We start from the raw sequence: 24,948 nt of genomic DNA, 5'->3' as shown, positions 1-24,948 counted from the left end.
CAGATCCTTGCGCAAGCAACGTTCTGGGGGTACACTTACGACACGTAAGCGGCTTCATAAAGTGAAGCTAAAGACGTGACGAGCAGCACAAGCAGGACCCGACCCGCCTCTCCCCAAAGGCCGCACATGAAGACAGCGATGAGCAGGTTCCAGATCCACGACGACCTCACGGCACCGGAAGGCTCGATGCCGATCCTCAAGGGCGCGCTCTCGACGGCAGGGCAGCTCCCGAACTTCCTCGGCGTCCTCGCGGGCTCCCCCGCGGCGCTGCGCGGGTACGCGCGGCTGCGCCAGGAGCTCCGGCACGGCACGCTCCCGATCGGCACGCTCGAGCGGCTCGCGCTCGCCGTCGCCGAGCACTACGGCTCCGCGCCCGGCATCGCGATGCACTCGCGCACCGCACGCCAGGCCGGCCTGGGGCTCGACGAGGTCGCGCTGGCGCGCGAGTGGAAGTCCAAGGACGAGCACCAGCAGAAGCTGCTCGACTACGCCCGGGTCCTCGTCGTCGACCGCCAGAAGCCGCCGATGCACCTCCACGAGGAGGCGCGTGAGGACGGCTGGTCCGACGAGCAGCTGCTCGAGGCGATCGCGTTCGTCTCGATGGAGTCCTTCACCGCGATGATCAACGTCGCCGGCGACGTGCCGGTCGACGGCTCCACGGAGAACACCCGGACGCTGCGCGCCGCCTAGCGGCCGCCCCCGGCCCTCGCAGCACCCGCCGCCGCGTGCCATGCCCGGAGAGTCCCCGACCGACCGGGCCGACGCGGCGGCCTGCTGCCCGCACTACCACGAGGCGGTCGAGTTCATCGGGCGCCGCTGGACCGGGGCGATCCTCGAGGTGCTCCTGCGCCACGACGCTCGCCTGCGGTTCAAGGAGCTCTCGCACGCGGTCCCGCAGCTCTCCGACCGCCTGCTCAGCGAGCGCCTGAAGGAGCTCGAGCAGCGCGGCCTCGTCGCCCGCCACGTGGAGCCGGGACCGCCGATCCAGGTCTTCTACGAGCTCACCGCGATGGGTCGCTCGCTCGAGCCGACGGTCGTCGCCCTGAAGGCCTGGGCGCGCGACTGGCTCGCCTGACGGACCCGCCACCGCGTACAAGGGATCCTCGACCGAACGGCGGCCGATGACCGGCTAGGGTGGACCTCTATGCCCGACCAGCCCAAGACCCGTGAGGATGTGAAGGCGCTCGTCCAGGAGCACCGCATCCGCTTCATCCGCCTCTGGTTCACCGACATCCTCGGACAGCTGAAGTCGTTCTCCATCAACTCCGAGGAGCTCGACGACGCCTTCGAGGGCGGGATGGGCTTCGACGGCTCCTCGATCACCGGCTTCAACGCCATCGAGGAGTCGGACATGATCGCCATGCCCGACGCCACGACCTTCTCGATCCTGCCCTGGCGGCCGGAGGAGCAGGGCGTCGCCCGCATGTTCTGCGACGTGCAGACCCCCGAGCGCACGCCCTACGAGGGCGACCCGCGCCACGTCCTGCGCCGCGCCGTCGACCGCGCCAACGCGATGGGCTTCGAGACGTTCAACGTCGGGCCCGAGCTCGAGTACTTCCTGTTCAAGGACAAGAACGGCACCGAGGTCCTCGACGAGGGCGGCTACTTCGACCTCACGACGCTCGACGCGGGCTCCGACGTGCGCCGCGAGACCTCCCTGGCGCTCGAGCAGCTCGGCATCAAGGTCGAGTACTCCCACCACGAGGTCGGGCCCTCGCAGCACGAGATCGACATGCGCTACGCGGACGCGCTGAAGATGGCGGACGACTGCATGACGTACCGCATCACCGTGAAGGAGTACGCCATGAAGTACGGGTGGCACGCGACCTTCATGCCCAAGCCGCTGTTCGCCGAGAACGGCTCCGGCATGCACACGCACATGTCGCTGTTCAAGGACGGCCGCAACGCGTTCTTCGACGCCGACGACCCGTACTTCCTCTCGGACATCGGCAAGGCGTTCATCGCCGGCCAGCTGCGCCACGCGCGCGAGCTCAGCTCGATCTTCGCCCAGTGGGTGAACTCCTACAAGCGGCTCGTCCCGGGCTACGAGGCGCCGGTGTACGTCGCGTGGTCGCGGCGCAACCGCTCCGCGCTCGTGCGCGTGCCGCTCTACCACCCGGGCAAGGAGCAGGCGACGCGGATGGAGCTGCGCTGCCCGGACCCGGCGTGCAACCCGTACCTGACGTTCGCGGCGCTGCTGCACGCAGGTCTCGAGGGCATCGAGAAGGGCTACGAGCTGCCCGAGCCGATGGAGAAGAACCTCTACCACCTGTCGCCCGACGACCGCCGCCGGCTCGGGATCGAGCAGCTCCCCGAGACGCTGGGCGAGGCGATCGAGCTGACCGCCGAGTCCGAACTCGTGCTCCGCACGCTCGGCGAGCACATGTTCAACCGCTACATCGAGATCAAGCGCCAGGAGTGGGAGGACTACCGCGTGCAGGTCACGCAGTGGGAGCTCGACCGCTACCTGCCGGTGCTCTGAGCGCCGGGGACGGCCCCGCGGCGGGCCCGCACGGAGCGGGCCCGCACCACGGCGGGAGGCCTAGCGGAAGACGGTGAAGACCGTCACGCTGGAGCGGTACTGCGGCCGCGTGCTGCGGCTGAACGTGCGCTTGTTGTCGACGTACAGGTCGTACGTGCCGCGGCGCAGCGTGCGCGAGCTGATGCCCGGCAGGCGGCGCTGCTTGGTCGTCAGGCGACCGCAGGGCGCGTCCGCGCGGCCGAGCCGGACGTTGCGCAGCGTCTTGCCGCCGCGGCGGACGTGGACGTAGACGCTCTGCCCCGGCGTGAAGCCGGAGACGCGCCAGGTGGTGCGGCCGGTCGGGCGGCCACGGGTCGACGCGAGCGTCACCAGCAGGTTCACGACGTTGAACTGCGCGGTGGCGACCTCGACGCCGTCCTGCGTCGCGGTCAGCGTGAACGGCTGCGGCACGGTCGTGCGCTTGACGACGATCGGCGCGGTCTCGGTGTTCGAGAGCCAGTTGCCGGCCGCGTCGGCGTTGCCGAAGGCGAACAGCTGGTCGGTCTTCACCGTGTAGTTGGAGTTCGGCGCGAACTGCTGGCCGCCGATCAGCATCGGCTGGTTCTCGACGTAGCACGGACGGTCCGTCGCGATGACGGCGGCGCTGGCCGGGCCCGCCATGCCGAGTCCGGCGGCTGCGGCGGCACCGACCGCCAGGAGGGAACGAGAGGTCATGGAGCGCCTTCTAGCCTTTCGCGTGCCGGTTGAACCATGAGAAATCAGTGAGGCGCGCCGCCTCCGTCGCCGCCGCGCGCCAGCGCCGACGGCCACCACACCTTCGGTCCGACGTCCAGGACGAGTGCCGGCACGAGGATCGACCGCACGATGAACGTGTCGAGCAGCACGCCGAACGCGATCGTGAAGCCGATCTCGGTGAGGAACACGAGCGGCAGCACGGCGAGCACCGCGAACGTGCCCGCGAGCACGACGCCCGCGCTCGTGATCACGCCGCCCGTGACGGCCAGGCCGCGCAGCATGCCGTCCCGCGTCCCGTGCGTGAGCGTCTCCTCCCGCACGCGGGCCATCAGGAAGATGTTGTAGTCGACCCCCAGCGCGACGAGGAAGATGAACGCGAACAGGGGGAAGCTCGGGTCCGAGCCGGGGAACCCGAACGCGACGTCGAACACGATCGATGCGACGCCGAGCGCGGCCCCGAAGCTCAGCAGCACGGTCCCCATCAGCAGCAGCGTCGCGGTGACGGCACGCAGCAGCACGAGCAGGATCAGGAAGACGATCACGAGCGTCAACGGGATCAGCAGCGTGGTGTCGTCGGCGCTCGCGTCGCGCAGGTCCTTCTCGACCGCGGTCGGACCGCCCACCACCGCCTGCGGGTCGCCCGCCCGGGCGGCGGCCCGGATGCCGTCGATGCGGTCGAACGCCGTCGTGGAGTACGGGTCGTCCTCGAGGAACGCGGCCAGCAGCGTGCCCTGCTCCCCGGAGAACGGGGTCGGGCGGACCGCGGCGACCCCGGGGGCCTTCGAGACCGACGCGATGACCGCATCGACCTTCGCCGGGTCCCGGACGACGATGTCCGTCGGCGCGCTCTGCCCGGCGGGGAAGCCCTGCTCGACGAGCTTCTGGCCGGCGATCGCCTCGACGTCGTCGCGGAAGCTGTTGCCCTGCGTCAGGCCGGTCGAGAAGTTCAGCAGCCCGAGGCAGAACAGCGCCAGGATCGCGGCGGTCCCGATCCAGATGCGGCGCGGGTTGCGCTCGATGCGCTCGCCGAGCCGGCGCCACGAGCCGTGCGTGGCGTCGGCGCCCTCGTCCCCGAATCGCGGGACGCGCGGCCAGAACGGCTTGCGGCCGACCGCCACGAGCAGGGCGGGGAGGAAGGTCAGCTGCACGAGCATCGCGGTGAGCACGCCGAGCGCGCCGAGCGGGCCGAGGCCGGCGGTGCCGTTGACCTTCGCGAGGATCAGCGCGAACAGCGCGATCGAGACGGTCGCGGCGGACGCGATGATCGCGGGGCCCGCGGACTTCAGGGCGAGCGCCATCGCCTCGTGCTTGTCCTCGTGTCGCCGGAGCTCCTCGCGGTAGCGGGACACGAGCAGCAGCGCGTAGTCGGTGCCGGCGCCGAGCACGAGGATCGAGGTGATCGACGACGACTGGCCGTTGATCGTGACGCCGAGCTCGCTGACCCCGTAGCCGAGCCCGCGCGAGACGATCTCGGCGACGATCACGCTGAACAGCGGGAAGAACCAGAAGATCGGGCTGCGGTAGATGATGATCAGCAGGATCAGCACGAGCAGCACCGCGGCGCCCAGGAGCGTGCCGTTGATGTTCTCGAAGACCTTGATCGCGTCCGCGGAGATGCCCGCCGGGCCGGTGACCTTGACCTGCAGGCCGTCGGGACGGTCGCGCGCCTGCTCGTCGCTGACGAGCTCCCGGTAGGCGTCGACCGGGTCGATCAGCGTGTCGGACTCCCCGTCGCCCTCGATCGAGTTGGCGATCAGCGCCGTGGTCCCGTCCTGGGAGAGCTGGAACGGCTCGCGCGCGTCCGGGCCCGTGGGGTTGCCGAACGGCGTCGTGTTGCGGAACTTCAGGGCGTTGAGCTTCTCGACGTCGGAGACGATCGTCGCCTTGTCCTGCGCGGTCAGTCCGTCGGCGCGGCGGTACACGATGACCGTGGGCGCCTGCTCGCCGTCCTGCAGCGACTCGACGGCCTTCAGCGCCGTGGTCGACTCCGCGTCGCCCGGGAGGAACGACGTCGACTCGTTCTTCTCCGCGTCGGCGAACTTGCCGGGCAGGCCGGTGCCCATGACGGCGCCGAGGATCACGATCCAGGTGGCGAGCACGACCCACTTGGAGCGGCGGCCGGCGGGGAAGGCGAGGAAGCGGGTCATCGGGTCACGTCCAGGACGGGTGGGGCGGGTGGCGGTGGCGCGCCAGTCTACGGGCCGGACGCGTTCGTCCGGTTACGGGGTCGTGGCGCGTCGGGATCCTCCCGCCGCGAGCGTGCACGCGCCAGCCGGGGATCCCCCTAGGGGACGGCCAGCGCGTCGCGCAGGGCGCCCGGCTTGGTGACCGGGGCACGGCAGGCGAAGCGCTCGCAGACGTACGCGGTCGGGACGCCGTCGGCCGCGGACCGGCCGGCGAGCAGCGGCACGGTCCGGGCCGCCTCGCCGTCGGGGTCGCCGTCGCCGACCGCGAGCACGAGCCCGGGGCGCAGCCGCTCGTGCACGACCGCCACGAGCGCGTCGCGCTCCGGGCCGGCGGGGCCGACGATCGCGACCTCGTGCACGGGCGCGACGACGAGCAGCGCCGCGCGCAGCAGGTGCCCGAAGGCGGCGGGATGCTGCGGTGCGATCGCCGCCAGCAGCGCCAGCTGCCCCTCGGCTGCCGCGCGGTAGCGGTGCTCGCCCGTGAGCGCGGCGAGGCGCAGCAGGCCGTGCGCGGCGGCGGACCCGCCCGCGGGCAGGGGCGCGTCCTCGAGGTCCTTGCGGCGTGTGACGAGCGGCTCGTGGTCGTCGGCGGTCGAGAAGAAGCCGCCGTGCTCGCGGTCGAGGAACCGCGCGAGCAGCTCGTCGGCGAGCTCGCGCGCGGCGGAGAACCAGCGCGGCTCCCCGGTCGCCTCGTAGAGCGTCAGCAGCGCCTCGAGCAGGAACGCGTGGTCCTCCAGGTAGGCCGGGTACCGCGCGGTCCCGCGCGAGAAGGTCCGCAGCAGGCGGCCGTCCCCGTCGCGCAGACGCTCGAGCACGAACGCGGCGGTCTCGCGCGCCGCCTCGAGGTGGTCGGCCCGGCCGAGCACCGCGCCCGAGCGGGCCAGGGCGTCCAGCAGCAGCGCGTTCCACGCGGTCAGCCGCTTGTCGTCGACCCCCGGGCGCGGGCCGGCGTCGCGGGCCTGCAGCAACCGCGCGCGCACGCGCGCGCGGACCTCCGGCCCGGGCTCCGCGCCGCGCGACTCGAGCACGTTGCGGCCCGCGAGCTCGGGGTGCTCCGGGTCGGAGAAGTTGCCCTCCGCCGTGGCGCCGAGCCAGGCGATCGCCTCGTCGCTGGCCGGGTCCCCGTCCAGCGCCGCCTCGAGCTGCTGCAGCGTCCAGACGTAGGAGGCGCCCTCGACGCCGTCCGCGTCCGCGTCGAGCGCCGCGTGGAAGCCGCCGTCCGCGGCGCGCATCTCGCGCAGCGCCCAGTCGAGGGTCTCCTCCGCGGTCCGGCGCAGGAGGTCGTCGCCGAGCAGCTGCCAGCCGTGCAGGTACGCGCGCGCCAGCAGCGCGTTGTCGCTCAGCATCTTCTCGAAGTGCGGCACCGTCCAGCGGGCGTCGACGCTGTACCGGGCGAAGCCACCGCCGATCTGGTCGTTGATCCCGCCGCCCGCCATCGACCGCAGCGTGTACCCGCTCATCGAGCGCTCGCCGAGCGCCAGCAGCAGCTCGATCACCGGTGCCTGCGGGAACTTCGGGGCGCCGCCCCAGCCGCCGTTGACGCTGTCGAAGCTCTCGCGCAGCCGGTCGACCGCGCCGTCGAGATCCGCGCGCGTCAGCTCCGCCCCGGACGCGCGCAGCCGCGCGCCGCCGGAGATCCGGGCGACCATGCGCTCGCCCTGCTCCTCGATCTCGTCCCGCCGCGTCGCCCACGCCTCGGCGAGCACCTCCAGCAGCTGCGTCCACGACGGCATGCCCTGGCGCGGCTCGGGCGGGGAGTAGGTGCCGCCGAAGAACGGCACCTGGTCCGGGGTCAGGAAGACGTTCAGCGGCCAGCCGCCGTGGCCGGTCATCGCCTGCACCGCGTCCATGTAGATCGCGTCGAGGTCCGGGCGCTCCTCGCGGTCGACCTTCACGCAGACGAAGTGCTCGTTCATCAGCGCCGCGGTCCGCGGATCCTCGAAGGACTCGCGTTCCATCACGTGGCACCAGTGGCAGGCGCTGTAGCCGATCGACAGCAGCAGCGGCCGGTCCTCGCGACGCGCGCGGGCGAGCGCCTCCGGACCCCACGGAAGCCAGTCGACCGGGTTCCCGGCGTGCTGGAGCAGGTAGGGGGACGTCTCGTGCTGCAGCGCGTTGGGCACGTCCCGCAGCGTTGCAGACCGGCATCCTCGGCCTGCGCGGACGCGCCAGCGGCGGGCCGCGCGCCGCGTCCCGCCGCGTCGCTCAGCGCGCGAGGCCCGCCAGGGGCCGCGCGACCCGCGGCACGGGACCGATCGGACCGGGCCGCCCGGTGAGCCCGTCGGCCGCGCCGGACCGCCGCGCGGCCAGTGCGCGGGACGCCGAGCCGCTGATCCGCTTCCCGCCGAGCGTGCCGCTGATCCGACCCGACGCGGTGATGCGGACCCGGCCGCGCGCCGCGGCGCTGCCGCTGATCGTGAAGCTCGAGGTGCCGCGGTCGGAGAGGAACCCGGTGATGCGCACGTCGGGCACGTAGGAGACGCGCCGGAAGCGGAAGCCGGTCCGGGTCGCCTCGGCGAAGCCCGCGCGCAGGCCACCCGTGCGCGAGCCGACGCGGATCCCCGTGCCCGCCGCGAGCGCGTCACCGATGAACTGGCGGCGCACGTCGGTGAGCGTCGCGAGCAGCGCGTTGACGGTCCGGGCCGCCTTCGTGCGGCCGCTGACGCGGCTCAGGCGCGTGGGCGGCCGCGAGGTGGGGGAGAACGGGTTGGCGATCGCGGGACAGTCGGCGACCGGCTGCCCGGCGAAGAACGCCTGCACCGCGCGGCCCGCGCAGCCGGCGGGCTCGCCGCCGAGCACCGAGTGCCCGGCGAAGGGGACGTTCAGCAGCCGCGCCCCGGGGAGCTGCTGCGCGACCAGGCGGCCGTTGAGCAGCGGGGTGCGCAGGTCGGTCGAGCCCTCGAGGATGAGCGTCGGGACCGCGGGGAGCGGGCCGGTCGCCGCCGGCGGCGGCGAGGCGACGGGCCAGCTCGAGCACGTCACGGTCAGCTCGCTGCCGAGCGCGACGGCCGGGCTGAACGGGGCGTACGCGGTGGCAGGCAGCCCCGCGATCGCGGCACGGGCCTGCGCGAGGCGCTGGTCGCGGCCGGCGGCCCGGTCGTACGGGAACAGTGACTCCTCGCAGCGGGTGGCGAGGAACAGCGCGTCGTTGTCCGGCAGCGACGCCTGCTGCGACGCGACGCCGGTCAGCCCCCGTGCCCGCACCGCGAGCCGCGCCAGCGGCGTGCGGTCGCCGTCGAGGTAGGCGCGCAGCGAGGCGGGCAGCTCGGCGCGCAGCGCCGGGTTGAGGTCGCCCGCGAGGAGGATGTCGAAGATGTCCTGCTCGGTGACCCGGAACGTGAGCCGACTGCCGTCCGGGGCGGTGACGCGCCCGCGGGCGCTGCGACGCGCCAGCCGCCGCACACTCTGGGACAGCACCCCGCCGATCGAGCCGCGCAGGCCCGGGCAGGCGTTCCCGGCGCAGAGCTCGCCGAGCACGCGCGGGATCTCCGCGAACGTCGCGCGCCGCAGCGTGTCCGGGCCGTCGGCCGGGAGCACGGAGTCGAGCACGAGCGCCTCGACGCGCTGCGGGTACGCCGCCGCGTAGGCGAGCGCGACCTTCGTGCCGTACGAGACCCCGTAGAGCACGAGCTTGTCGTAGCCCGCCTCGACGCGCAGCGTCTCGATGTCCGCGACGGACTCGGCCGTGCGGAAGAACGCGCGGGCCGGGCCGAGCTGGGCGGCGCAGCCGGCGACCGCCTGCGCCTCGCTGAGTCCCTGCCGGGTGAGGGCGCTGCAGCTGAGCGGGGTCGAGCGGCCGGTGCCGCGCTGGTCGAAGACGAGCAGGTCCCGGGTGGTGAGCGCCGGGGCGAGCGCCGCCCGGAACGAGGACGAGAACGGGGTCGCCGCCTGGCCCGGGCCACCGGCCAGCGGCACGACCGCGGTCGCGGTCCGCGTGCCGGGCGTCAGGGGGGCGCGACGGACCGCGAGGGAGATCGTCCCCGGGGTCGCGCCCGCCCGGTCCAGCGGCACCGGGACGGTCGCGCACTCGAATCCCGCGGTGGCGTCGGGGCAGGCGCCGAAGGTCGCGGCGGCGCCGGCCGAGGCGGGCGACCCGACGGCGGCGAGCGCCCCGGCGGCGACCGCGATGAGCAGGGTGCGCGTGCGCGACATCCGCGCACCGTACCCGCGCGAGGCGGGTTGTACGCTGGTCCCGTGTCCGCCCACCGCGAAGTGATCACGGCGCTCGGCGCCCCGGCCGCCGTCGGGCCCTACAGCCACGCCGTGCGCACCGGAAACCTGCTGTTCTGCTCCGGGCAGATCCCCCTGGACCCCGACTCCGGCGAGCTCGTCGGCGACGCGCCCGGCGACCAGGCGCGCCAGTGCCTGCAGAACCTCCAGTCCGTGGTCGCCGCGGCGGGCGCGCAGCTCGCGGACGCGGTGCGCCTGACCGTGTACCTCACGGACATGGACGCGTTCGCCGAGGTCAACGCCGTGTACGAGACGTTCTTCCCGGCCGACCCGCCCGCGCGCGTCGCGTTCGGCGTCGCCGCGCTGCCGGAGGGCGCGCAGGTCGAGATCGACGCCATCGTCGCGCTCCCGGCCTGACTCCGTGACCGTCACCGCCGACGACGTCCGCCGGGCCCGCGCGGCCGTCGGCGGCGTCGCCCGGCACACCCCGGTGCTCCCGTCGGCGACGCTGTCGGAGACGACCGGCACGGAGGTCGTGCTGAAGGCGGAGAGCCTCCAGCGCACCGGCGCCTTCAAGGTCCGGGGCGCGCTGGCGAAGCTCGCCGCGCTCGGCGAGGAGTGCGCGCGGGGCGTGGTGCTCGGCAGTGCCGGCAACCACGCCCAGGGTGTCGCCTGGGCCGCCCGCGAGCGTGGGGTGCCGTGCGTCGTCTACATGCCGGCCGAGGCGTCGATCCAGAAGTCCGAGGGCGCGGCCGAGCTCGGTGCCGACGTCCGGCTGGTGGGGGAGACCGTCGACGACGCGGTCGCGGCCGCGCGCACGCACGCGCAGGAGCACGGCCTCGCGTTCGTCCACCCGTTCGACGACCCGGACATCGTCGCCGGGCAGGGCACGCTCGGGCTCGAGCTGCTCGAGGACCTGCCCGATCTCGGCGCGGTCGTCGTCCCGATCGGCGGCGGCGGGCTCTGCTCGGGCGTCGCGGTCGCGGTCAAGGCCGCGCGTCCCGACGTGCAGGTGATCGGCGTCCAGGTCGCGTCGTGCGCCCCGTTCCCGCGTTCGCTCGCCGCCGGGGAGCCCCTGCCCGCGCTGCGGCCCGCCTCGACGCTCGCCGACGGGATCGCGGTCAAGCGCCCCGGCGCCCTGACCCTCGAGCTCGTCGGCCGCTGGGTCGACCGCGTCGTCGTCGTGCCGGAGGACGACGTCGCCGAGGCGATGGTGCTGCTGATGGAGAAGGCGAAGCTCGTCGTCGAGGGCGCCGGCGCCGTCGGCGTCGCGGCGCTCACGGGCGGGGCGTTCGACCCGGCTGCCGCCGGCGTGCGCGGCACCACCTGCGTCGTCCTCTCGGGCGGCAACGTCGACGCGGGCACCCTCGCGCTCGTCGCCCGGCGCCACGAGACCGAGGCGGGGCGGCGGGTCGTGCTCTTCACCCGCGTCCCCGACCGGCCCGGCGCGCTCGCGCGGCTGCTCGCGTGCGTCGCGGACACGGGCGCGAACCTGCTCGAGGTCGACCACGTCCGCGAGGGCGTCGACCTCCACGTGCGCGAGACCGCGGTGCAGCTCGTGCTCGAGACCCGGGGCGCCGGCCACGCCGACGCGGTGCAGCACGCGATCGCGGGCGCCGGCTACGCCGCCCGGGTGGTCCGCTGAGACCAGAATTCATCGGTTCGGCACACGGATCCCTGCGACGATCCGTCGCATGAGCACCAGCACCCCCGTCCAGATCGATCGCGAGCGCATCCGGGAGCTGACGGAGCGGGAGGAGGCGCGCCTGAACGAGCGCACCGGCGGGTCCGGCGAGACCTACTCCCGTGCCCAGCAGGTGCTGACCGGCGGCGTCGCGTCGTCCTACCAGGCCCGCGACCCGTGGCCGATCTACCTCGAGCGCGGCGCCGGCCCCAAGGTCTGGGACGTCGACGGCAACGAGATGCTCGACTTCCACAACGGCTTCGGCTCGATGGTCCAGGGCCACGCGCATCCGGCGATCGGCCGCGCGATCTCCGAGCGCTACGCGCAGGGCACCCACTTCGCCGCGCCGACGGAGGACGCGATCATCGTCGGGGCGGAGCTCGCGCGCCGCTGGGGCCTGCCGAAGTGGCGGTACACGAACTCGGGCTCGGAGGCGACGATGGACGCCATCCGCATCGCCCGCGCCCACACCGGCCGCGACGACGTGCTGAAGATCTTCGGCAGCTACCACGGCCACCACGACACCGTGATGGTGTCGATCGGGGTCGCGTACGACGCGATCGGCGACCGCGACCACCTGCAGTCGCTCCCGTACGGCGGCGGGATCCCGCAGTCGACCGTCGACCACGTGCACGCCGTGCACTTCAACGACGCCGAGGCGATGGAGCGCAAGATCGTCGCCCTGGACCGCGAGGGCCGCAAGCCCGCCTGCGTGATCATGGAGGCGGCGATGATGAACCTCGGCGTCGTCCTGCCGCAGGACGGCTACCTCGAGGAGGTCCGGGAGATCACGCGCCGTCACGGCGTCGTCCTGATCTTCGACGAGGTCAAGACCGGTCTGTGCATCGCGGCCGGCGGCGCGACCGAGCGGTTCGGCGTGACCCCCGACCTCGTCACGCTCGCCAAGGCGCTCGGCGGCGGACTGCCGACCGGGGCGATCGGCGGCTCGGACGAGGTGATGCAGTGCGTCGAGGACGGCACCGTCTACCAGGTGGGCACCTACAACGGGAACCCGCTCGGCATGGCCGCGGCCCGCGCGAACCTGCTCGAGGTGATGACGCCCGAGGCCTACGACCACCTCGCGATGCTCAACGACCGGATCCTCGCGGGGTGTCGCTCGGTCATCGAGGAGTTCGCGCTCCCCGGCTACGCGGTCGGCATCGGGTCGAAGGGCTGCGTGACGTTCTCCCCGGTCCCGGTCGTCGACTACGAGACGTTCAAGGCCAACCAGGACGCGGAGCTCTGCGATCTCGCCTGGCTGTTCAACATGAACCGCGGGATCTTCATGACCCCGGGCCGTGAGGAGGAGTGGACGCTCTCGGTCACCCACCAGGCGGATCACGTCGACCGCTACGTCGAGGTGTTCCGCGAGATGGCGTCCGACCTCACCCGCTGAGCGCCGACGCGCCAGACGCCTCCGCGGAGGCGTTCCGGGAGCCGCTGCCCGAGGCGGTGGGCCGCGCACTGGGCGGCACCGTCGGTGCCGTCCGACCGGTCACCGGCGGGGACCTCAACCTCGCGTTCCGGATGGTCGTCGACGGCCACCCCGTGTTCGTCAAGACCGCGCCGGACACCTCCGCGGAGGCGTCCTCGGCGTTCCCGGGAGAGGCGGCGGGCCTGCTCTGGCTCGCCGAACCCGGAGCACTGCCGGTACCCGCGGTGCTGGCGGTGACCGAGCGGTTCCTCGCGCTGCAATGGGTCGAGCCCGGCCCGTCGCGGGGCGCCGCCACCGAGGAGGAGCTCGGTCGGGGACTGGCTGCCGTCCACGCGGCGGGAGCGCCCGCCTACGGGGGCGCGCACGTGCTGCGACTCGGCCCGCTGGCTCTCGCGGACGGGCCCGCCGAGAGCTGGGCCGCGTGCTTCGCCCAGCAGCGGCTCGAGCCGCTCATCGGGCGGGCGCTCGACCTCGGCCGTGTGGATCCGGCGGGGGCGGCCGCGCTCGTGCGCGTGTGCGAGCGGATGGACACGCTCGCGGGGCCGCCCGAGCCGCCCGCCCGCGTGCACGGCGACCTGTGGTCGGGAAACGTGCACGTCGACCGCGACGGCCGGCCCTGGCTCGTCGACCCGGCGGCCCACGGCGGGCATCGCGAGGTGGACCTCGCGATGCTGCGCCTCTTCGGCGGCATGTCGGAACGGTGCTTCAGCGCCTACGAGGAGGTCGCCCCGCTCGCCGACGGGCACCGCGAGCGCGTCACGCTGTGGCAGCTGTTCCCGCTGCTCGTTCACGCCGTGCTCTTCGGCGGCGGCTACGGCGCGCGGGCGACCGAGATCGCCCGGCGCCTCGCGTGACCGCGCGCCGCGGACCGCCCGGGCTACTTCACGCGCTGGACGAGCTCGCCCCGAGCGTCCCGCACGGTCAGCGACAGGGTGCGCTCGCTGGTCACCGGGCCAGGGCGCAGCGCCCGGTAGGCGAAGCGGATCTGCCGCGTGTCGAGGTTCAGCGGCAGGATCAGCGTGAGCGCGCCCCCGGCGCGGGTCTTCAGTCCGGTCTTCGTCAGCGACCGGCGCTTCTTGCCCACCAGGTGGTAGACGTCGACCCGCGCGCCCTGGATGCCCTTGCCGGTCCGCGTGCTGCGCAGCGTGCCGCGGATCACCACGCGGCGGCCGTACCGGTTCGTCAGGCGCGTGGACTTCGAGCGGTCGAACCGCATCGACAGCCGCGCCGACAGGATCTCCTCGATCGTCTGTGCCGCGACCGGCGTGCTGCCCGGCGCGACGGGATCGCCGTTGCCACCGCCCCCGTCCACGTTCGGGCGCGGGAACTGCGTCACGTAGGCGGACGTCGCGTTGCCCGCCGCGTCCTCGACGTCGACCTGCACCGTGTGCGGTCCGGCCGCCAGCGCGCGCGAGTCGAGCTCGATCGGCACCCCGGTGACCAGCGGGGGGCACGGCACCGGCACGGTGAACTGGTAGGGATCCGCGTCGGCGGGGGCGGCGTCCGTGCAGGCGCCGCCGCCGAGCGGGGCGGTCGCCTTCAGCACGCCGTCGACCTTCACGAGCGCCCGGTAGACGCCACCGCCCGCGTCGGCCGCGTCGAAGCGCAGCCGCAGGACGCCGCTCGTGTCGCCGTTGTCGATCACCGACACGCCGCTCACCGTCGGCGCGGCGGCGTCCTTCAGCCCGACGGCGACCTGCTCGATGTCCGCGCGCAGCGTCCGCGTGCACGTCTCGTCCCCGCCCTTGGTGCAGACCACCGAGAAGCGCGCCCACGAGGCGTCCAGGCCCTGCTTGTCCACCGGGTCGACGAGATCGCTCGTGCAGGGCGAGTCCGCGGCCAGCGCGCACTTCTCGAGGATCGCGGTGTCGGTGCTGAGCTCGTAGGTGGAGTCGAGGGTCTGCTCGCTCCTCTGCACGCCGCCGGTGCGTCGCCGGGCGCTGACGCGCACGATCCGCGTGCCCGCGGGCGCGTCGAACCGCAGCCGCGCGACCGAGCCGCCCCGGGCGCCCGGGGCGAGCGTCTCCGACAACGCGCCGCCCGCGGCGCACGTGTTCGCGACGTTCGCGTCGCCGATCTGGGCGAGGGCCCAGCCGTCGGCGCCGTTGAGCGCGTTCTCCGGGCCGCGACAGCCGTACACCGTGTAGGTGTCGGCCGCCGCGGGCGCGGCGGGGAGGACGGCGAGGGAGGCGGCGGCGAGCAGGCCGGCGCGGCGCAGGTGCATGGGGGGTGTCGGTCCTTCGGGGTGGGGTGGGAGTCCGGCTGGGTGCTGACCCGGGAGCGTCCGTGCCCCGCGACCGAGGCCCGGTTCTAGCACGCGCTCCGGGGCCCGTTTCCCCTGCAACGAGAGTTGTCCTTGGGTCCTGTTCCCGGTGCACTGGTCGCCGTGCCCCGGGCGGCGTAGGCTCCCGCCATGCCGCTGCCCCCCGGCCCGCGCGGGCCCGTCGCCGTCGTCTCCGCACGGTTCGCGCACCGCCCGCTGGACCGCCTCGTGCAGTGGCACCGCCGCTACGGCGACGTCTTCACCGTGCGGCTGCTGGGCTTCGGGCCGGGGGTGTACGTCGCCGACCCCGACGCGGTCCGGCAGCTCTTCACGGGTGACCAGTCGGACCTCCTGGCCGGGGAGGCGAACTCCGTGCTCATCCCGGTCCTCGGCGAGCACTCCGTGCTCGTCCTCGACGGGCCCCGGCACCTGCGCCAGCGCAAGCTCCTGCTGCCGCCGTTCCAGGGCCCCCGCGTCGCGGGGTTCCGCGAGATCATCCGCGATGCCGCCGAGCGCGAGGTCGACCGCTGGCGTCCCGGTGACGAGCTGGTCCTGCGCGAGCGGATGCGCGCGGTCGGGTTCGAGGTCATCTGTCGTGCGGTCTTCGGCGTTCGCGAGCCCGCGCGCGTCGAGGCGCTGCGGGTCGCGCTCTCCGCGGTGCTCGACACGTCGGCGCTGCTGCTCGCCGACGAGCGCCTGCGCGCGGACCGCGGGCGGTTCAGCCCGGGCGGCCGGTTCGCCCGGCGGCTCGCGGTCGCCGACCGCCTCGTGCACGCGGGAGATCGCCGAGCGCCGTCGGGCGGGCGATCTCGACGCCCGCGACGACGTGCTGTCCCTGCTGCTGCGCGCCCGCGACGAAGACGGCCAGGCGCTGTCCGACGCGGAGCTGCGCGACGAGCTCGTGACGCTCCTCGCCGCCGGCCACGAGACCACCGCCACCGCCCTCGCCTTCGCGTTCGAGTTCCTCCTGCGCGACCCGGCGGCGCTGGCCCGGGCCCGTGCGGCGGCCGCCGACGGCGACGACGCCCATCTCGACGCCGTCGGCCGCGAGACGCTGCGCCTGCGCCCGGTGCTCGACGCCACGGAGCGCACCCTGACCCGTCCGCGCGAGGTGGCCGGCTTCGAGCTCCCGGCGGGCGTGCGGGTCTACCCGGCGATCGCGCTGATCCACCGGCGGCCCGACCTGCACGACGACCCGCTCGCGTTCCGTCCGGAGCGCTTCGCCGCCGGGGAGACGCCGCCCTACTCGTGGCTGCCGTTCGGGGGCGGGATCCGTCGCTGCATCGGGGCGCCGCTGGCGCAGGCCGAGATCGTCGAGGTCCTCCGGGTCGCCCTGTCCCGGGTGGAGCTGCTCCCCCGCGCGGCCCGTCCGGACCCGGTGGTCCTGCGCGGGATCACGATCGCCCCGCGGGACGGCGTCCGGGTCCGGGTCGTGCGGCGGCTCAGCCGCCCTCGCGCAGCAGCGCCCGGCGGATCTTCCCGCTCGTCGTCTTCGGCAGCTCCGCGCTGAACTCGACGATCCGCGGGTACTTGTAGGGCGCCGTCTGCGCCTTCACGTGGTCCTGGAGCTCGCGCGCCAGCGCGTCCCCGGGGCGATACCCGTCGCGCAGCACGACGACCGCGCGCACCACGCTCCCGCGCTCCTCGTCCGGCGCCGCGACGACCGCCGCCTCGGCGACGGCCGGATGGGCCACCAGCGCGCTCTCGACCTCGAACGGCCCGATCCGGTAGCCGGCGCTGATGATGACGTCGTCGGTGCGTCCCTCGAAGAACAGGTAGCCGTCGTCGTCCTGGCGGACCTTGTCCCCGGTGTGCCAGGGCGTCCCCGACGGGTCGGTCGAGGCATCCCGCGCGGGCAGCGACCCGTCCACGCCGAGGTAGCCGAGGAAGAACGTCGGGACGGTGGCCGGGTCGGCGAGCAGCTCCCCGTCGTCGCCGAGCCACAGGCGCACCCCGGGGAGCGCGCGGCCCATCGAGCCCGGGCGCACCTCCGCGCCGGGCGGGACGCCGGTCATCTGGCCGGTCTCCGTCTGGCCGTAGCCGTCGCGGATCTCGAGCCCGGTCGCCGCGCGCCACGCGTGCAGGACCTCGGGGTTGAGCGCCTCCCCGGCGGCCACGAGCCCCCGCAGGTGCGGGAACGCGCGGAGCGTCGCGCGCTTGGCGATCACGCGGTACTCGGTCGGCGCCATGCACAGGACGGTCACCCGCTCGCGCTCGAGCAGCTCGAGCCGCTGCTGCGGGTCGAACCGCTCGTCGTGCAGCAGTGCGGTGGCACCCCGGATCCACGGGGCGATGAAGACGTTGCGGGCGCTCTTGGACCAGCCCGACGCGGCGGTGCACCACACGACGTCGCCGGTCCCGGCGGCCAGCCAGTGCTCGGACTGCACGGCCTGCCCCGAGAGGTACCGCTGCCCGTGCAGGACCGCCTTGGGCTCCCCGGACGTTCCCGAGGTGAACGTGATCAGGCAGGGCGCGTCGGCGGCCAGGTCGACGGCGGGCGGCACGTCGGCCGCGTAGATCTCCGGATCGGGCACCGTCAGGACGATCGGCGGCTGCACGCCCGCGGGGGCCGGCAGCGCGAGCGCCCCGTCGAGTGCGCCCCGGTTGCGCGCGTCGCAGACCACGAGCGCCGGGCGCGCGACGTCGAGGCGCAGCCGGAGGTCCTTCGCGCGCAGCTGCTCGGTGCACGGGAGGACGACGGCGCCGATCCGGAAGCAGGCGACCATCGTCTCGACCCAGACCGGACGGTTGCCGATCAGCGTCAGCACGACGTCGCCGGGGCCGATCCCGTGGTTCACGAGCGTGCCGGCGAGCCGCCCGGACCGCTCGGCCACGTCGCCGAAGCGGTGCTCGGTCCGGCTGCCGTCCCGGGCGAGCTCGATCAGGGCGACCCGATCGGCGGGGGCGGCGTCGACGACCTCGGCGGCGAAGTTCATCCGGTCGCGCAGTCTGCCAGGGACCGTCGGGACCCGCCGCGCGCGTGGTCGGGACGGGGTCCGACGGCGCCCCGGCGACCGTCGACGCGCCTACGCGCGCGCGAGCGCGCCGAATTGGCGGCTCGACACCCGATACCTCGGACGGAGGACGGAGTATCCTGCTCCGGCACGCACGCCGTCGCACGACTTTTTCGAACCAGCAACCGCAGGAGGCCCGCATGGCCATCGCCACCCCCTCGGCGTCCGACTACACGGACGAGCAGAAGGCGATCATCGAGATGGTCCGCCAGTTCGCGGACGAGCAGATCATCCCCAACGCGGAGCACTACGACTCCACGGACACCTACCCCGAGCCGATCATCGAGCAGCTCAAGGAGCTCGGCCTCTTCGGCATCACGATCCCCGAGGAGTACGGTGGCCTGGGCCTCGACCTCACGACCTACTGCATGGTCGTCGAGGAGCTCTCCCGCGGCTGGATCTCCATCTCCGGCGCGATCAACACCCACTTCATCGGCACGTACCTGCTGATGAAGTTCGGCACCGATGCGCAGAAGCAGAACTACCTGCCGCGCATGGCGACCGGCGAGATCCGCGCCGCGTTCTCGCTGTCCGAGCCGGAGCTCGGCTCCGACGTGCAGGCGATCAAGACCGCCGCGAAGAAGATCGACGACGCGACGTACGAGATCAACGGCCAGAAGATGTGGGTCACCAACGGCCTCATGTCGGACCTCGTCTTCGTCCTCGTGAAGACCGACCCGGACGCGCAGCCGCGCCACAAGGGCTTCACCTGCTTCATCGCCGAGAAGGAGGGTGGCGTCTCGGAGAACACCGGCAAGTACGCCGGCCTCACCGTCCCGCCGAAGCTGAAGAAGATGGGCTACAAGGGCGTCGAGTCCACGGAGCTCGTGTTCGACGGCTACAAGTGCCCCGCCGACAACATCCTCGGCGGCGAGGACGCGGGCCTCGGCCAGGGCTTCTCGCAGATGATGGACGCCCTCGAGGTCGGCCGTGCGAACGTCGCCGCCCGCGGTGTCGGCATCGCCCAGCGCGCCCTCGAGCTCGCCCTGCGCTACTCGCAGGAGCGCAAGACGTTCGGCAAGCCGATCTGCGAGCACCAGGCCGTCCAGTTCAAGCTGGCCGACATGGCGACGCAGGTCGATGCCGCCCGCATGATGACCCTGCGTGCCGCGCGCATGAAGGACGCGGGCGAGCGCTCGGACCTCGAGGCCGGCATGGCGAAGCTGTTCGCCTCCGAGGCGGGTCGCTTCTGCGTCGAGGAGTCGTTCCGCATCCACGGCGGCTACGGCTACTCCAAGGAGTACGAGATCGAGCGTCTGTACCGCGACGCGCCGCTCCTCCTCATCGGTGAGGGCACGAGCGAGATCCAGCGCATGGTCATCGGCAAGAAGCTGCTCCAGCGCCACAAGATCTGATCCGTGTCGGGCCCGCCTCGTCGGGCCCGGTGCGCGCACCACGCGGACCGGTGTGGGCCTCCGGCTCAGCCGGTCCGCGTGGGGCAGTCCCGCAGGTGGTCGTTCACGAGTCCGCACGCCTGCATCCCCGCGTACACGGTCGTCGGGCCGAGGAAGCGGAAGCCCGCGCGCTTCAGCGCCTTCGCCAGCGCCGTGGACTCCGGGGTGATCGCGGGGACCTCCGCCCACGTCACGGGTGGCGTCGGTCGCCGCTGCGGGGCGTGGGACCAGATCAGCTCGGGCAGTGGCTGCGGGCCGTCCCGGAGGTCGAGCGTCGCGCGCGCGTTCGCGATCGCCGCCTCGATCTTCGCGCGGTTGCGGACGATCCCCGCGTCGGCGAGCAGCCGCTCGACGTCGCGCTCGGCGTACCGCGCGACGATCTCCGGGTCGAAACCGGCGAACGCACGGCGGAAGTTCTCCCGTTTGCGCAGGATCACCAGCCAGCTCAGGCCGGACTGGAACGCCTCGAGGCACAGCCGCTCGTACAGGCCGCGCTCGTCGCGGACGGGCACGCCCCACTCGTGGTCGTGGTAGGCGGCGTAGTCGGGGTGGTCGTCGCCGAAGCAGCGCATCGCGTGCCCGGTAGGGTGACAGGCATGTCGTCCGATGCTCCCGCGTTGATCGAGACCGCCGTCCACCGCTTCCTCGAGGAGGTGCCCGCGCTGAAGCCGCTGACGATGGTGATCGGCATCGAGCTCGTGGGCGGCCGGTCCGACACGCAGATGTTCCGCCTGGTGATGCCCGACGTGACGGTCACGAAGGACATCGCCGCCGACGCCAAGGTGCGTGTGAACATGCGGCGGGACTTCTTCAACCTGATGGTCCAGCACGACGCGAAGGTCGCGGACTGGCACGAGGCGTTCCACGACGGCAAGGCCAAGGCCACCGGTGTCCCGCAGTACATGCGGCTGATCGCGCAGGTCGTGGAGAAGCAGGAGGAGCGCAACCGCCTCCGCCGCGCCCGGAAGTAGCCGTGACGCCGGAGCGCGTCCGCATCGACCAGTGGCTCTGGGCGGCGCGCTTCGCCAAGACGCGCGCCCTGGCCAACGAGGCGGCCGGTGGTGGCCGGGTGAAGATCAACGGGGCGACGGTCAAGCCCTCCCGCGAGGTGCTCGTCGGGGACACGGTCGAGGTCGTGACCGGTCCGGTCCGCAAGACGGTCGTCGTGCGCGAGGTGGTCCGCCGCCGGGTCTCGGCGGCGGTCGCCGCGACGCTCTACGAGGAGACGCCCGAGAGCATCGCCGCACGCGAGGAGGCCGCGGCGGTCCGGCGGCTGGCGGAGCCCCTGCGCTTCGAGGGAGGCGGACGGCCGACGAAGCGCGACCGCCGACGGTTCGAGGCCGAGCGCGAGGCACGCCGCTCCCGCGATCTGGAGTAGGGGCCCCAGTACGTCTCCGCGGAGGCGTTCGAGAGCGGCAGTGCGCCACCGAGGTGACGGAAGCGTCACGGCTTCGTGCCGATCGACCCACGATCGGGGGCGCAGGGCGATCTCGTGAGTAGAACGCACGTTCGTGTCCTCTTCCGCCGCCGCCCCGCCCCCTCCCGACCCGTCGACGCTGTCCGACGACGAGCTCGTCCTCGAGCTGCAGACCCTCACCGCGCACATCGACGCCGCCAAGGCGCGCTGGCTGCTGCTCGTGGCCGAGGTGCGCGCCCGCGGCCTGTGGGCCGCCCACGGCGCCCGGTCGTGCGCGGAGTGGGTCGCCTGGCAGTGCGGGATCGGCGCCGGGGCCGCGCGGGAGCAGGTCCGGGTGGCCGGGGCACTCCAGGAGCTCCCGGCGGTGGCCGAGGCGTTCGGACGGGGAGAGCTCTCCTACTCGAAGGTCCGGGCGCTCACCCGGCTCGACGAGCTCGAGGACGGCCCCGAGCTGGTCGACCTCGGTCGCGCGCACACGGCCTCCCAGCTCGACCGCGTCGTCCGCGCCACCCGCCGCGTCGACCGCGTCGATGCGGCCGCCGCGCACGTCGAGCGGGCGTTCACGCTCCACGACCGCGAGGACGGCGGAGTCGATCTGCGCGGTCGTCTTGGGGCCGACGAGGCAGCGGTCCTCCGGCGCGCGCTGGAGGCCGCGGAGCAGGTCCTCCGCGAACGAGCCGACGACGACCCCGCGTCCGCCCCGGCGGCGGGGGAGACCGTGGCGCCGCCGGAGCCGGGCACGACGGCCGCCGCCCGCCGGGCGGACGCGCTGCTGCTGCTCGCCGACACGGTGCTCGATGTCGGCCCGCGGCCCCGGTCGGCACCGCGTCGCCACGAGGTCGTCGTGCACGTCGACAGCGCGCTGCTCACCGCGGACACCTCCGCGGAGGCGTCCGGAACTGCCGTCACGGGCGCGGCGACCACGGACGACGGCGCCGCCCTGGCCGCCGAGGTCGCGCGACGACTGTGCTGCGACGCCGGCCTCGTCACGAGCCTCGACGATCCCGACGGCACGCCGCTCTCGATCGGCCGCCGGCGTCGGACGGTCCCGGCGTCGATCCGCCGCGCGCTCGAGCGGCGCGACGGCGGCTGTCAGTTCCCGGGATGTGGCGCGCGTCGGTGGGTCGACGCCCACCACGTCGAGCACTGGGTCGACGGAGGGGAGACCAGCCTCGACAATCTCGTGCTGCTCTGCCATCACCACCACAAGCTCCTGCACGAGGGCGGCTACCGGGGCTCGTGGACCGACGACGGGCCGGGCGGGCGGCGATTCGCCGTCGAGAACGAGCACGGCGTCCGGCTCCCGCCGGTCGTCGCCGCCCGAGCGGGGCACGCCTCGGTCCTGCGCCGCACCTCCGCACCCGACGGCCGGCCGATCGATCCGCGGGCGACGGCGGGGCGCCAGACCGGTCAACGGCTCGACCTGGGGCTGTCCGTCGCGGCGCTGCTGCGGCGCCTCCGCGGGAACGCCCGGCGCGGCAGCGACTAGCCTCATGGGCATGGCCTTCCGGATGCCGGCGGAGTGGGAGCCGCACGAGCGCACGTTGATGACGTGGCCGTGCCGCCTGGACATGTGGGAGGAGCTGCTGCCCGCGGCCGAGGAGCAGTACGCGGGCGTGGCGAACGCGATCGTCCGCTTCGAGCCGGTGACGATGGTCGTCGCGGACGAGCGCGCGGCCGCGCGGGCGCGGGAGCTCCTGGAGCCGGCCGTCGAGCTGCTGCACCTGCCCGCCGACGACTCGTGGCTGCGGGACAACGGTCCCGCCTACGTGCTGGACGGGGAGCGGCGCCAGGGAGTCTGCTTCGGCTTCAACGCCTGGGGCGAGAAGTTCGCCCCGTTCGACGCCGACGCCGCGCTCGCCGCGCGGCTGGTCGAGCACCTGGGCGACGAGGCGCGCGTCGAGGAGCTCGTCCTCGAGGGCGGCTCGTTCGGGGTGGACGGTCGCGGCACGCTCATCACCACCGAGCAGTGCCTGCTGCACCCCAACCGCAACCCGGACCTCTCCCGCGAGGAGATCGAGGAGCGCCTGCGGGACACGCTCGGGGTGCAGCGGATCGTCTGGCTCGGCAACGGGCTCGTCGAGGACCTCGACACCGACGGGCACGTCGACCTCATCGCCGCGTTCACGCGTCCGGGACAGGTGCTGCTGCAGCAGGTCGCCGACGAGAACCCCAACCACGGGGGGATGCTCGAGAACCGGCGCCGGCTCGAGTCCGCCGGGCTCGACGTCCTGCCGTTCCCGTACCTGTCCTACGCCGACGTCGCCGGCGAGCGCGTCGTCGTGTCGTCGATGAACTTCTACCTCTGCAACGGGGCGGTCATCGTCCCCGTCGCCGGCGCCGACCATGACGACGCCGCGCTCGCGACGATCGCCGACGCCTATCCCGGTCGCGAGGTCGTCGGCGTCCCCGCGGAGGTCATCGCCGCCGGTGGCGGCGGGCCACACTGCATCACCCAGCAGGTCCCGGCCGTCGGGGCCCGTCAGCAGGAGGACACCGTCGGATGAGCGCCTACCGTCTGATCACCGCGACCGGAGCGACGCCCCCGTCCCCGGCACGGGTCGACGAGCCCACCCGCGGACCGCTGCGCGTCGGCGCCGTGCAGCACCGCTGGCACGCCGATCCTGACGAGCACCGCGAGGCGCTCGCCGAGGGCGTACGGATGGCCGCGCGCGAGGGCGCGCAGATCGTGTGCCTCCAGGAGCTGACGCTGTCGCCGTACTTCGCGATCCAGCCGGACGGGCCGGCCGCGGTCGGCGCCGCCCCGGAGGACCTCGAGGACGGGCCGACCGTCGCGTTCGCGCGCGACCTGGCGACCGACCAGGGTGTCCACGTGCACGCGTCGCTGTACGAGCGCGCGGACGCACAGGACGGCCTGGGCTTCAACACCGCCGTGGTCGTCGCCCCGGACGGGACGCTCGTGGCGCGCACCCGCAAGCTGCACATCCCGGTGACCGAGGGCTACTACGAGGACCGGTACTTCCGCCGCGGCCCCGCCGGGGAGGACGCGTTCCCGGTCGTGCCCGTGCACCACGGACGGTTCGGCTTCCCGACCTGCTGGGACCAGTGGTTCCCCGAGCTCGCTCGCGCCTACTCGCTCGCCGGCGCCGAGGTGCTCGTCTACCCGACGGCGATCGGGTCCGAGCCCGGGCACCCCGGGTTCGACACGCAGCCGCTGTGGCAGCAGGTGATCGTCGGCAACGGGATCGCCAACGGCACGTTCATGGTCGCGGTCAATCGGATCGGCACCGAGACCATGCGACGCCCCGAGGACCCGCACGGTCCGGCGACGACGATCACCTTCTACGGGTCCTCGTTCATCAGCGACCCGTACGGTCGGGTGCTCGTCCAGGCGCCGCGCAGCGAGCCGGCCGTGCTCGTCGCCGACCTCGATCTCGACGCGCGCGGGGACTGGCTGACGCTCTTCCCGTTCCTGACGACCCGCCGTCCTGACGCCTACGCGTCGCTCGTCGCGCCGCCGGAGGCCGTGGAGGCCGGGGAGTGAGTCTGACCGCGACCGTCGCCGCCGCCGGTCTGGCGATCGCCGGCGCTGCGGCGGCCCCCGGCGCGGAGCGGCCGCCGATCCACTGGGACCCGATCCCCTACGACGCCCGGCGGCGCGCGGACATGCGCGCGTACAGCCGCCGCCACTACGGCCTGGACCGCGCGGCCCTGCGCGATCCGAAGGTGATCGTCGAGCACGTCGCGGTCGCGTCCAGCTACCGCGCGGTCCGCAACACCTTCGTGCCCAACGTCGCCGACCCGGAGCTGCGGGAGAAGCCGGGGGTGTGCTCCCACTTCGTCGTCGACGGTGCCGGACGGATCCACCAGCTCGTGCCCCTGCGGCTCATGTGCCGGCACACGGTCGGCCTGAACTACACGGCGATCGGGATCGAGCACACGGGCTTCCGCGACGGGGACGTGCTCGGCAACGCCCGACAGCTCCGTGCGTCACTGCGCCTGACCGCGTGGCTGCGGGCGCGCGAGGGCATCACGCTGCGCGACGTCATCGGGCACAACGAGTCGCTCTCCAGCCCGTACCACCGCGAGCGCGTCGCGCGCCTGAGGCGCCAGACCCACGGGGACTTCCGTGCGTCCTCGATGCGCGTGTACCGGCGGGCGCTGACCGCACTCGAGCGCGGGGGCTGAGCGCGGCGGCTAGGCTGGG

General features: G+C 73.7%; 22 protein-coding genes and 1 pseudogene. 16 read left to right on the top strand and 7 right to left on the bottom strand.

What is annotated here, in order from left to right; translation table 11 throughout:
• Positions 1-138: 138 nt before the first annotated feature.
• The 3 genes from GKE82_RS06350 to glnA all read left to right on the top strand — a co-directional run bounded on the left by GKE82_RS06350 (position 139) and on the right by glnA (position 2,482).
• Positions 139-690 (top strand): carboxymuconolactone decarboxylase family protein, encoded by a 552-nt coding sequence (locus GKE82_RS06350; RefSeq protein WP_230316105.1) that lies wholly within the window; start codon positions 139-141, stop codon positions 688-690.
• Positions 691-730: 40 nt separating this feature from the next.
• Complete coding sequence (locus tag GKE82_RS06345; RefSeq protein ID WP_107570706.1) at positions 731-1,075, top strand: helix-turn-helix domain-containing protein; 345 nt, start codon at positions 731-733, stop codon at positions 1,073-1,075.
• 69 nt (positions 1,076-1,144) lie between these two features.
• The gene (gene glnA / locus GKE82_RS06340) at positions 1,145-2,482 is read left to right on the top strand and encodes a type I glutamate--ammonia ligase (RefSeq protein WP_154732728.1); all 1,338 of its coding nucleotides are present in this window, start codon (positions 1,145-1,147) and stop codon (positions 2,480-2,482) included.
• Positions 2,483-2,542: 60 nt separating this feature from the next.
• Here the strand turns inward: glnA and GKE82_RS06335 are convergent, their stop codons facing one another.
• The 4 genes from GKE82_RS06335 to GKE82_RS06320 form a co-directional block, all read right to left on the bottom strand.
• On the bottom strand, positions 2,543-3,196 hold the full coding sequence (locus GKE82_RS06335; protein ID WP_154732727.1) for a hypothetical protein: 654 nt from the start codon (positions 3,194-3,196) through the stop codon (positions 2,543-2,545).
• Between the two features lie 44 nt (positions 3,197-3,240).
• The gene (locus tag GKE82_RS06330; RefSeq protein ID WP_154732726.1) at positions 3,241-5,364 is read right to left on the bottom strand and encodes an MMPL family transporter; all 2,124 of its coding nucleotides are present in this window, start codon (positions 5,362-5,364) and stop codon (positions 3,241-3,243) included.
• A gap of 137 nt (positions 5,365-5,501) precedes the next feature.
• Positions 5,502-7,526 carry a thioredoxin domain-containing protein gene (locus GKE82_RS06325; RefSeq protein ID WP_309233465.1) on the bottom strand — a complete coding sequence of 675 codons (2,025 nt, stop codon included), beginning with the start codon at positions 7,524-7,526 and terminating at the stop codon, positions 5,502-5,504.
• Positions 7,527-7,608: 82 nt separating this feature from the next.
• Complete coding sequence (locus GKE82_RS06320) at positions 7,609-9,555, bottom strand: alpha/beta fold hydrolase (RefSeq protein ID WP_154732725.1); 1,947 nt, start codon at positions 9,553-9,555, stop codon at positions 7,609-7,611.
• Between the two features lie 42 nt (positions 9,556-9,597).
• Here GKE82_RS06320 and GKE82_RS06315 point away from each other — a divergent pair, with 42 nt between their 5' ends.
• Genes GKE82_RS06315 through GKE82_RS06300 form a run of 4 tightly spaced genes read left to right on the top strand, consistent with a single transcriptional unit; the run spans position 9,598 to position 13,546 of the window.
• The gene (locus GKE82_RS06315) at positions 9,598-9,990 is read left to right on the top strand and encodes a Rid family detoxifying hydrolase (RefSeq protein ID WP_309233464.1); all 393 of its coding nucleotides are present in this window, start codon (positions 9,598-9,600) and stop codon (positions 9,988-9,990) included.
• Positions 9,991-9,994: 4 nt separating this feature from the next.
• Positions 9,995-11,218: a threonine ammonia-lyase gene (gene ilvA / locus GKE82_RS06310; RefSeq protein WP_107570699.1), complete on the top strand. Its 1,224-nt coding sequence runs from the start codon at positions 9,995-9,997 to the stop codon at positions 11,216-11,218.
• A gap of 49 nt (positions 11,219-11,267) precedes the next feature.
• Positions 11,268-12,653 (top strand): aspartate aminotransferase family protein, encoded by a 1,386-nt coding sequence (locus GKE82_RS06305; RefSeq protein WP_154732723.1) that lies wholly within the window; start codon positions 11,268-11,270, stop codon positions 12,651-12,653.
• Positions 12,654-12,709: 56 nt separating this feature from the next.
• Positions 12,710-13,546 (top strand): fructosamine kinase family protein, encoded by an 837-nt coding sequence (locus GKE82_RS06300; protein WP_309233463.1) that lies wholly within the window; start codon positions 12,710-12,712, stop codon positions 13,544-13,546.
• 23 nt (positions 13,547-13,569) lie between these two features.
• Here GKE82_RS06300 and GKE82_RS06295 read toward each other — a convergent pair whose 3' ends face one another.
• Entirely contained in the window at positions 13,570-14,916 is a 1,347-nt protein-coding gene (locus tag GKE82_RS06295) for a hypothetical protein (RefSeq protein WP_154732722.1), read from the bottom strand.
• A gap of 189 nt (positions 14,917-15,105) precedes the next feature.
• Between GKE82_RS06295 and GKE82_RS31245 the strand changes: the two are divergent.
• Positions 15,106-15,558: pseudogene (locus GKE82_RS31245) on the top strand (cytochrome P450); the annotation flags it as partial.
• The gene (locus GKE82_RS06285; RefSeq protein WP_154732721.1) at positions 15,458-16,465 is read left to right on the top strand and encodes a cytochrome P450; all 1,008 of its coding nucleotides are present in this window, start codon (positions 15,458-15,460) and stop codon (positions 16,463-16,465) included. The pseudogene GKE82_RS31245 and the gene GKE82_RS06285, both read left to right, overlap by 101 nt.
• Here the strand turns inward: GKE82_RS06285 and GKE82_RS06280 are convergent.
• Complete coding sequence (locus GKE82_RS06280) at positions 16,398-17,891, bottom strand: acyl-CoA synthetase (protein WP_154732720.1); 1,494 nt, start codon at positions 17,889-17,891, stop codon at positions 16,398-16,400. The genes GKE82_RS06285 and GKE82_RS06280 overlap by 68 nt on opposite strands.
• A 218-nt stretch (positions 17,892-18,109) precedes the next feature.
• Between GKE82_RS06280 and GKE82_RS06275 the strand changes: the two genes are divergently transcribed.
• The gene (locus GKE82_RS06275) at positions 18,110-19,324 is read left to right on the top strand and encodes an acyl-CoA dehydrogenase family protein (protein ID WP_107570694.1); all 1,215 of its coding nucleotides are present in this window, start codon (positions 18,110-18,112) and stop codon (positions 19,322-19,324) included.
• Positions 19,325-19,389: 65 nt separating this feature from the next.
• On the opposite strand, the gene GKE82_RS06270 is transcribed toward GKE82_RS06275, so the two are convergent.
• Entirely contained in the window at positions 19,390-19,935 is a 546-nt protein-coding gene (locus GKE82_RS06270; protein ID WP_154732719.1) for a DNA-3-methyladenine glycosylase I, read from the bottom strand.
• A gap of 24 nt (positions 19,936-19,959) precedes the next feature.
• Between GKE82_RS06270 and GKE82_RS27950 the strand changes: the two genes are divergently transcribed.
• The 6 genes from GKE82_RS27950 (at position 19,960) to GKE82_RS06245 (ending at position 24,929) form a co-directional block, all read left to right on the top strand.
• Positions 19,960-20,334 (top strand): hypothetical protein, encoded by a 375-nt coding sequence (locus tag GKE82_RS27950; protein WP_107570692.1) that lies wholly within the window; start codon positions 19,960-19,962, stop codon positions 20,332-20,334.
• A 2-nt stretch (positions 20,335-20,336) separates the two neighbouring features.
• Positions 20,337-20,741 (top strand): RNA-binding S4 domain-containing protein, encoded by a 405-nt coding sequence (locus GKE82_RS27945; RefSeq protein ID WP_309233461.1) that lies wholly within the window; start codon positions 20,337-20,339, stop codon positions 20,739-20,741.
• 133 nt (positions 20,742-20,874) lie between these two features.
• Positions 20,875-22,269: an HNH endonuclease signature motif containing protein gene (locus tag GKE82_RS06260; RefSeq protein ID WP_154732717.1), complete on the top strand. Its 1,395-nt coding sequence runs from the start codon at positions 20,875-20,877 to the stop codon at positions 22,267-22,269.
• Positions 22,270-22,279: 10 nt separating this feature from the next.
• Positions 22,280-23,287 (top strand): agmatine/peptidylarginine deiminase, encoded by a 1,008-nt coding sequence (locus tag GKE82_RS06255; RefSeq protein ID WP_107570689.1) that lies wholly within the window; start codon positions 22,280-22,282, stop codon positions 23,285-23,287.
• Positions 23,284-24,285 (top strand): carbon-nitrogen hydrolase, encoded by a 1,002-nt coding sequence (locus GKE82_RS06250; protein WP_107570688.1) that lies wholly within the window; start codon positions 23,284-23,286, stop codon positions 24,283-24,285. Before GKE82_RS06255 ends, GKE82_RS06250 begins: the two co-directional genes overlap by 4 nt.
• A complete protein-coding gene (locus GKE82_RS06245; RefSeq protein ID WP_154732716.1) occupies positions 24,282-24,929 on the top strand; it encodes a peptidoglycan recognition family protein in 648 nt (215 codons plus the stop codon). The genes GKE82_RS06250 and GKE82_RS06245 overlap by 4 nt, the downstream gene beginning before the upstream one ends.
• The last annotated feature ends 19 nt before the right edge of the window (positions 24,930-24,948 follow it).

The sequence above is a fragment of the Conexibacter sp. W3-3-2 genome, from assembly GCF_009707605.1.
GTDB classification, from domain to species: Bacteria; Actinomycetota; Thermoleophilia; order Solirubrobacterales; family Solirubrobacteraceae; genus Paraconexibacter; species Paraconexibacter algicola.
Note: the sequence above shows the minus strand (reverse complement) of the source record. Positions and strands in the feature narration are given on the sequence as shown.

What these genes read in the sequence shown, in the direction of transcription:
- GKE82_RS06350 (WP_230316105.1), top strand. Translation starts at nt 139, where the DNA reads ATGAGCAGGTTCCAGATCCACGACGACCTCACGGCACCGGAAGGCTCG.
- GKE82_RS06345 (WP_107570706.1), top strand. Translation starts at nt 731, where the DNA reads ATGCCCGGAGAGTCCCCGACCGACCGGGCCGACGCGGCGGCCTGCTGC.
- glnA (WP_154732728.1), top strand. Translation starts at nt 1,145, where the DNA reads ATGCCCGACCAGCCCAAGACCCGTGAGGATGTGAAGGCGCTCGTCCAG.
- GKE82_RS06335 (WP_154732727.1), bottom strand. Translation starts at nt 3,196, where the DNA reads ATGACCTCTCGTTCCCTCCTGGCGGTCGGTGCCGCCGCAGCCGCCGGA.
- GKE82_RS06330 (WP_154732726.1), bottom strand. Translation starts at nt 5,364, where the DNA reads ATGACCCGCTTCCTCGCCTTCCCCGCCGGCCGCCGCTCCAAGTGGGTC.
- GKE82_RS06320 (WP_154732725.1), bottom strand. Translation starts at nt 9,555, where the DNA reads ATGTCGCGCACGCGCACCCTGCTCATCGCGGTCGCCGCCGGGGCGCTC.
- GKE82_RS06305 (WP_154732723.1), top strand. Translation starts at nt 11,268, where the DNA reads ATGAGCACCAGCACCCCCGTCCAGATCGATCGCGAGCGCATCCGGGAG.
- GKE82_RS06295 (WP_154732722.1), bottom strand. Translation starts at nt 14,916, where the DNA reads ATGCACCTGCGCCGCGCCGGCCTGCTCGCCGCCGCCTCCCTCGCCGTC.
- GKE82_RS06285 (WP_154732721.1), top strand. Translation starts at nt 15,458, where the DNA reads ATGCCGCCGAGCGCGAGGTCGACCGCTGGCGTCCCGGTGACGAGCTGG.
- GKE82_RS06280 (WP_154732720.1), bottom strand. Translation starts at nt 17,891, where the DNA reads ATGAACTTCGCCGCCGAGGTCGTCGACGCCGCCCCCGCCGATCGGGTC.
- GKE82_RS06275 (WP_107570694.1), top strand. Translation starts at nt 18,110, where the DNA reads ATGGCCATCGCCACCCCCTCGGCGTCCGACTACACGGACGAGCAGAAG.
- GKE82_RS06270 (WP_154732719.1), bottom strand. Translation starts at nt 19,935, where the DNA reads ATGCGCTGCTTCGGCGACGACCACCCCGACTACGCCGCCTACCACGAC.
- GKE82_RS27950 (WP_107570692.1), top strand. Translation starts at nt 19,960, where the DNA reads ATGTCGTCCGATGCTCCCGCGTTGATCGAGACCGCCGTCCACCGCTTC.
- GKE82_RS06255 (WP_107570689.1), top strand. Translation starts at nt 22,280, where the DNA reads ATGGCCTTCCGGATGCCGGCGGAGTGGGAGCCGCACGAGCGCACGTTG.
- GKE82_RS06250 (WP_107570688.1), top strand. Translation starts at nt 23,284, where the DNA reads ATGAGCGCCTACCGTCTGATCACCGCGACCGGAGCGACGCCCCCGTCC.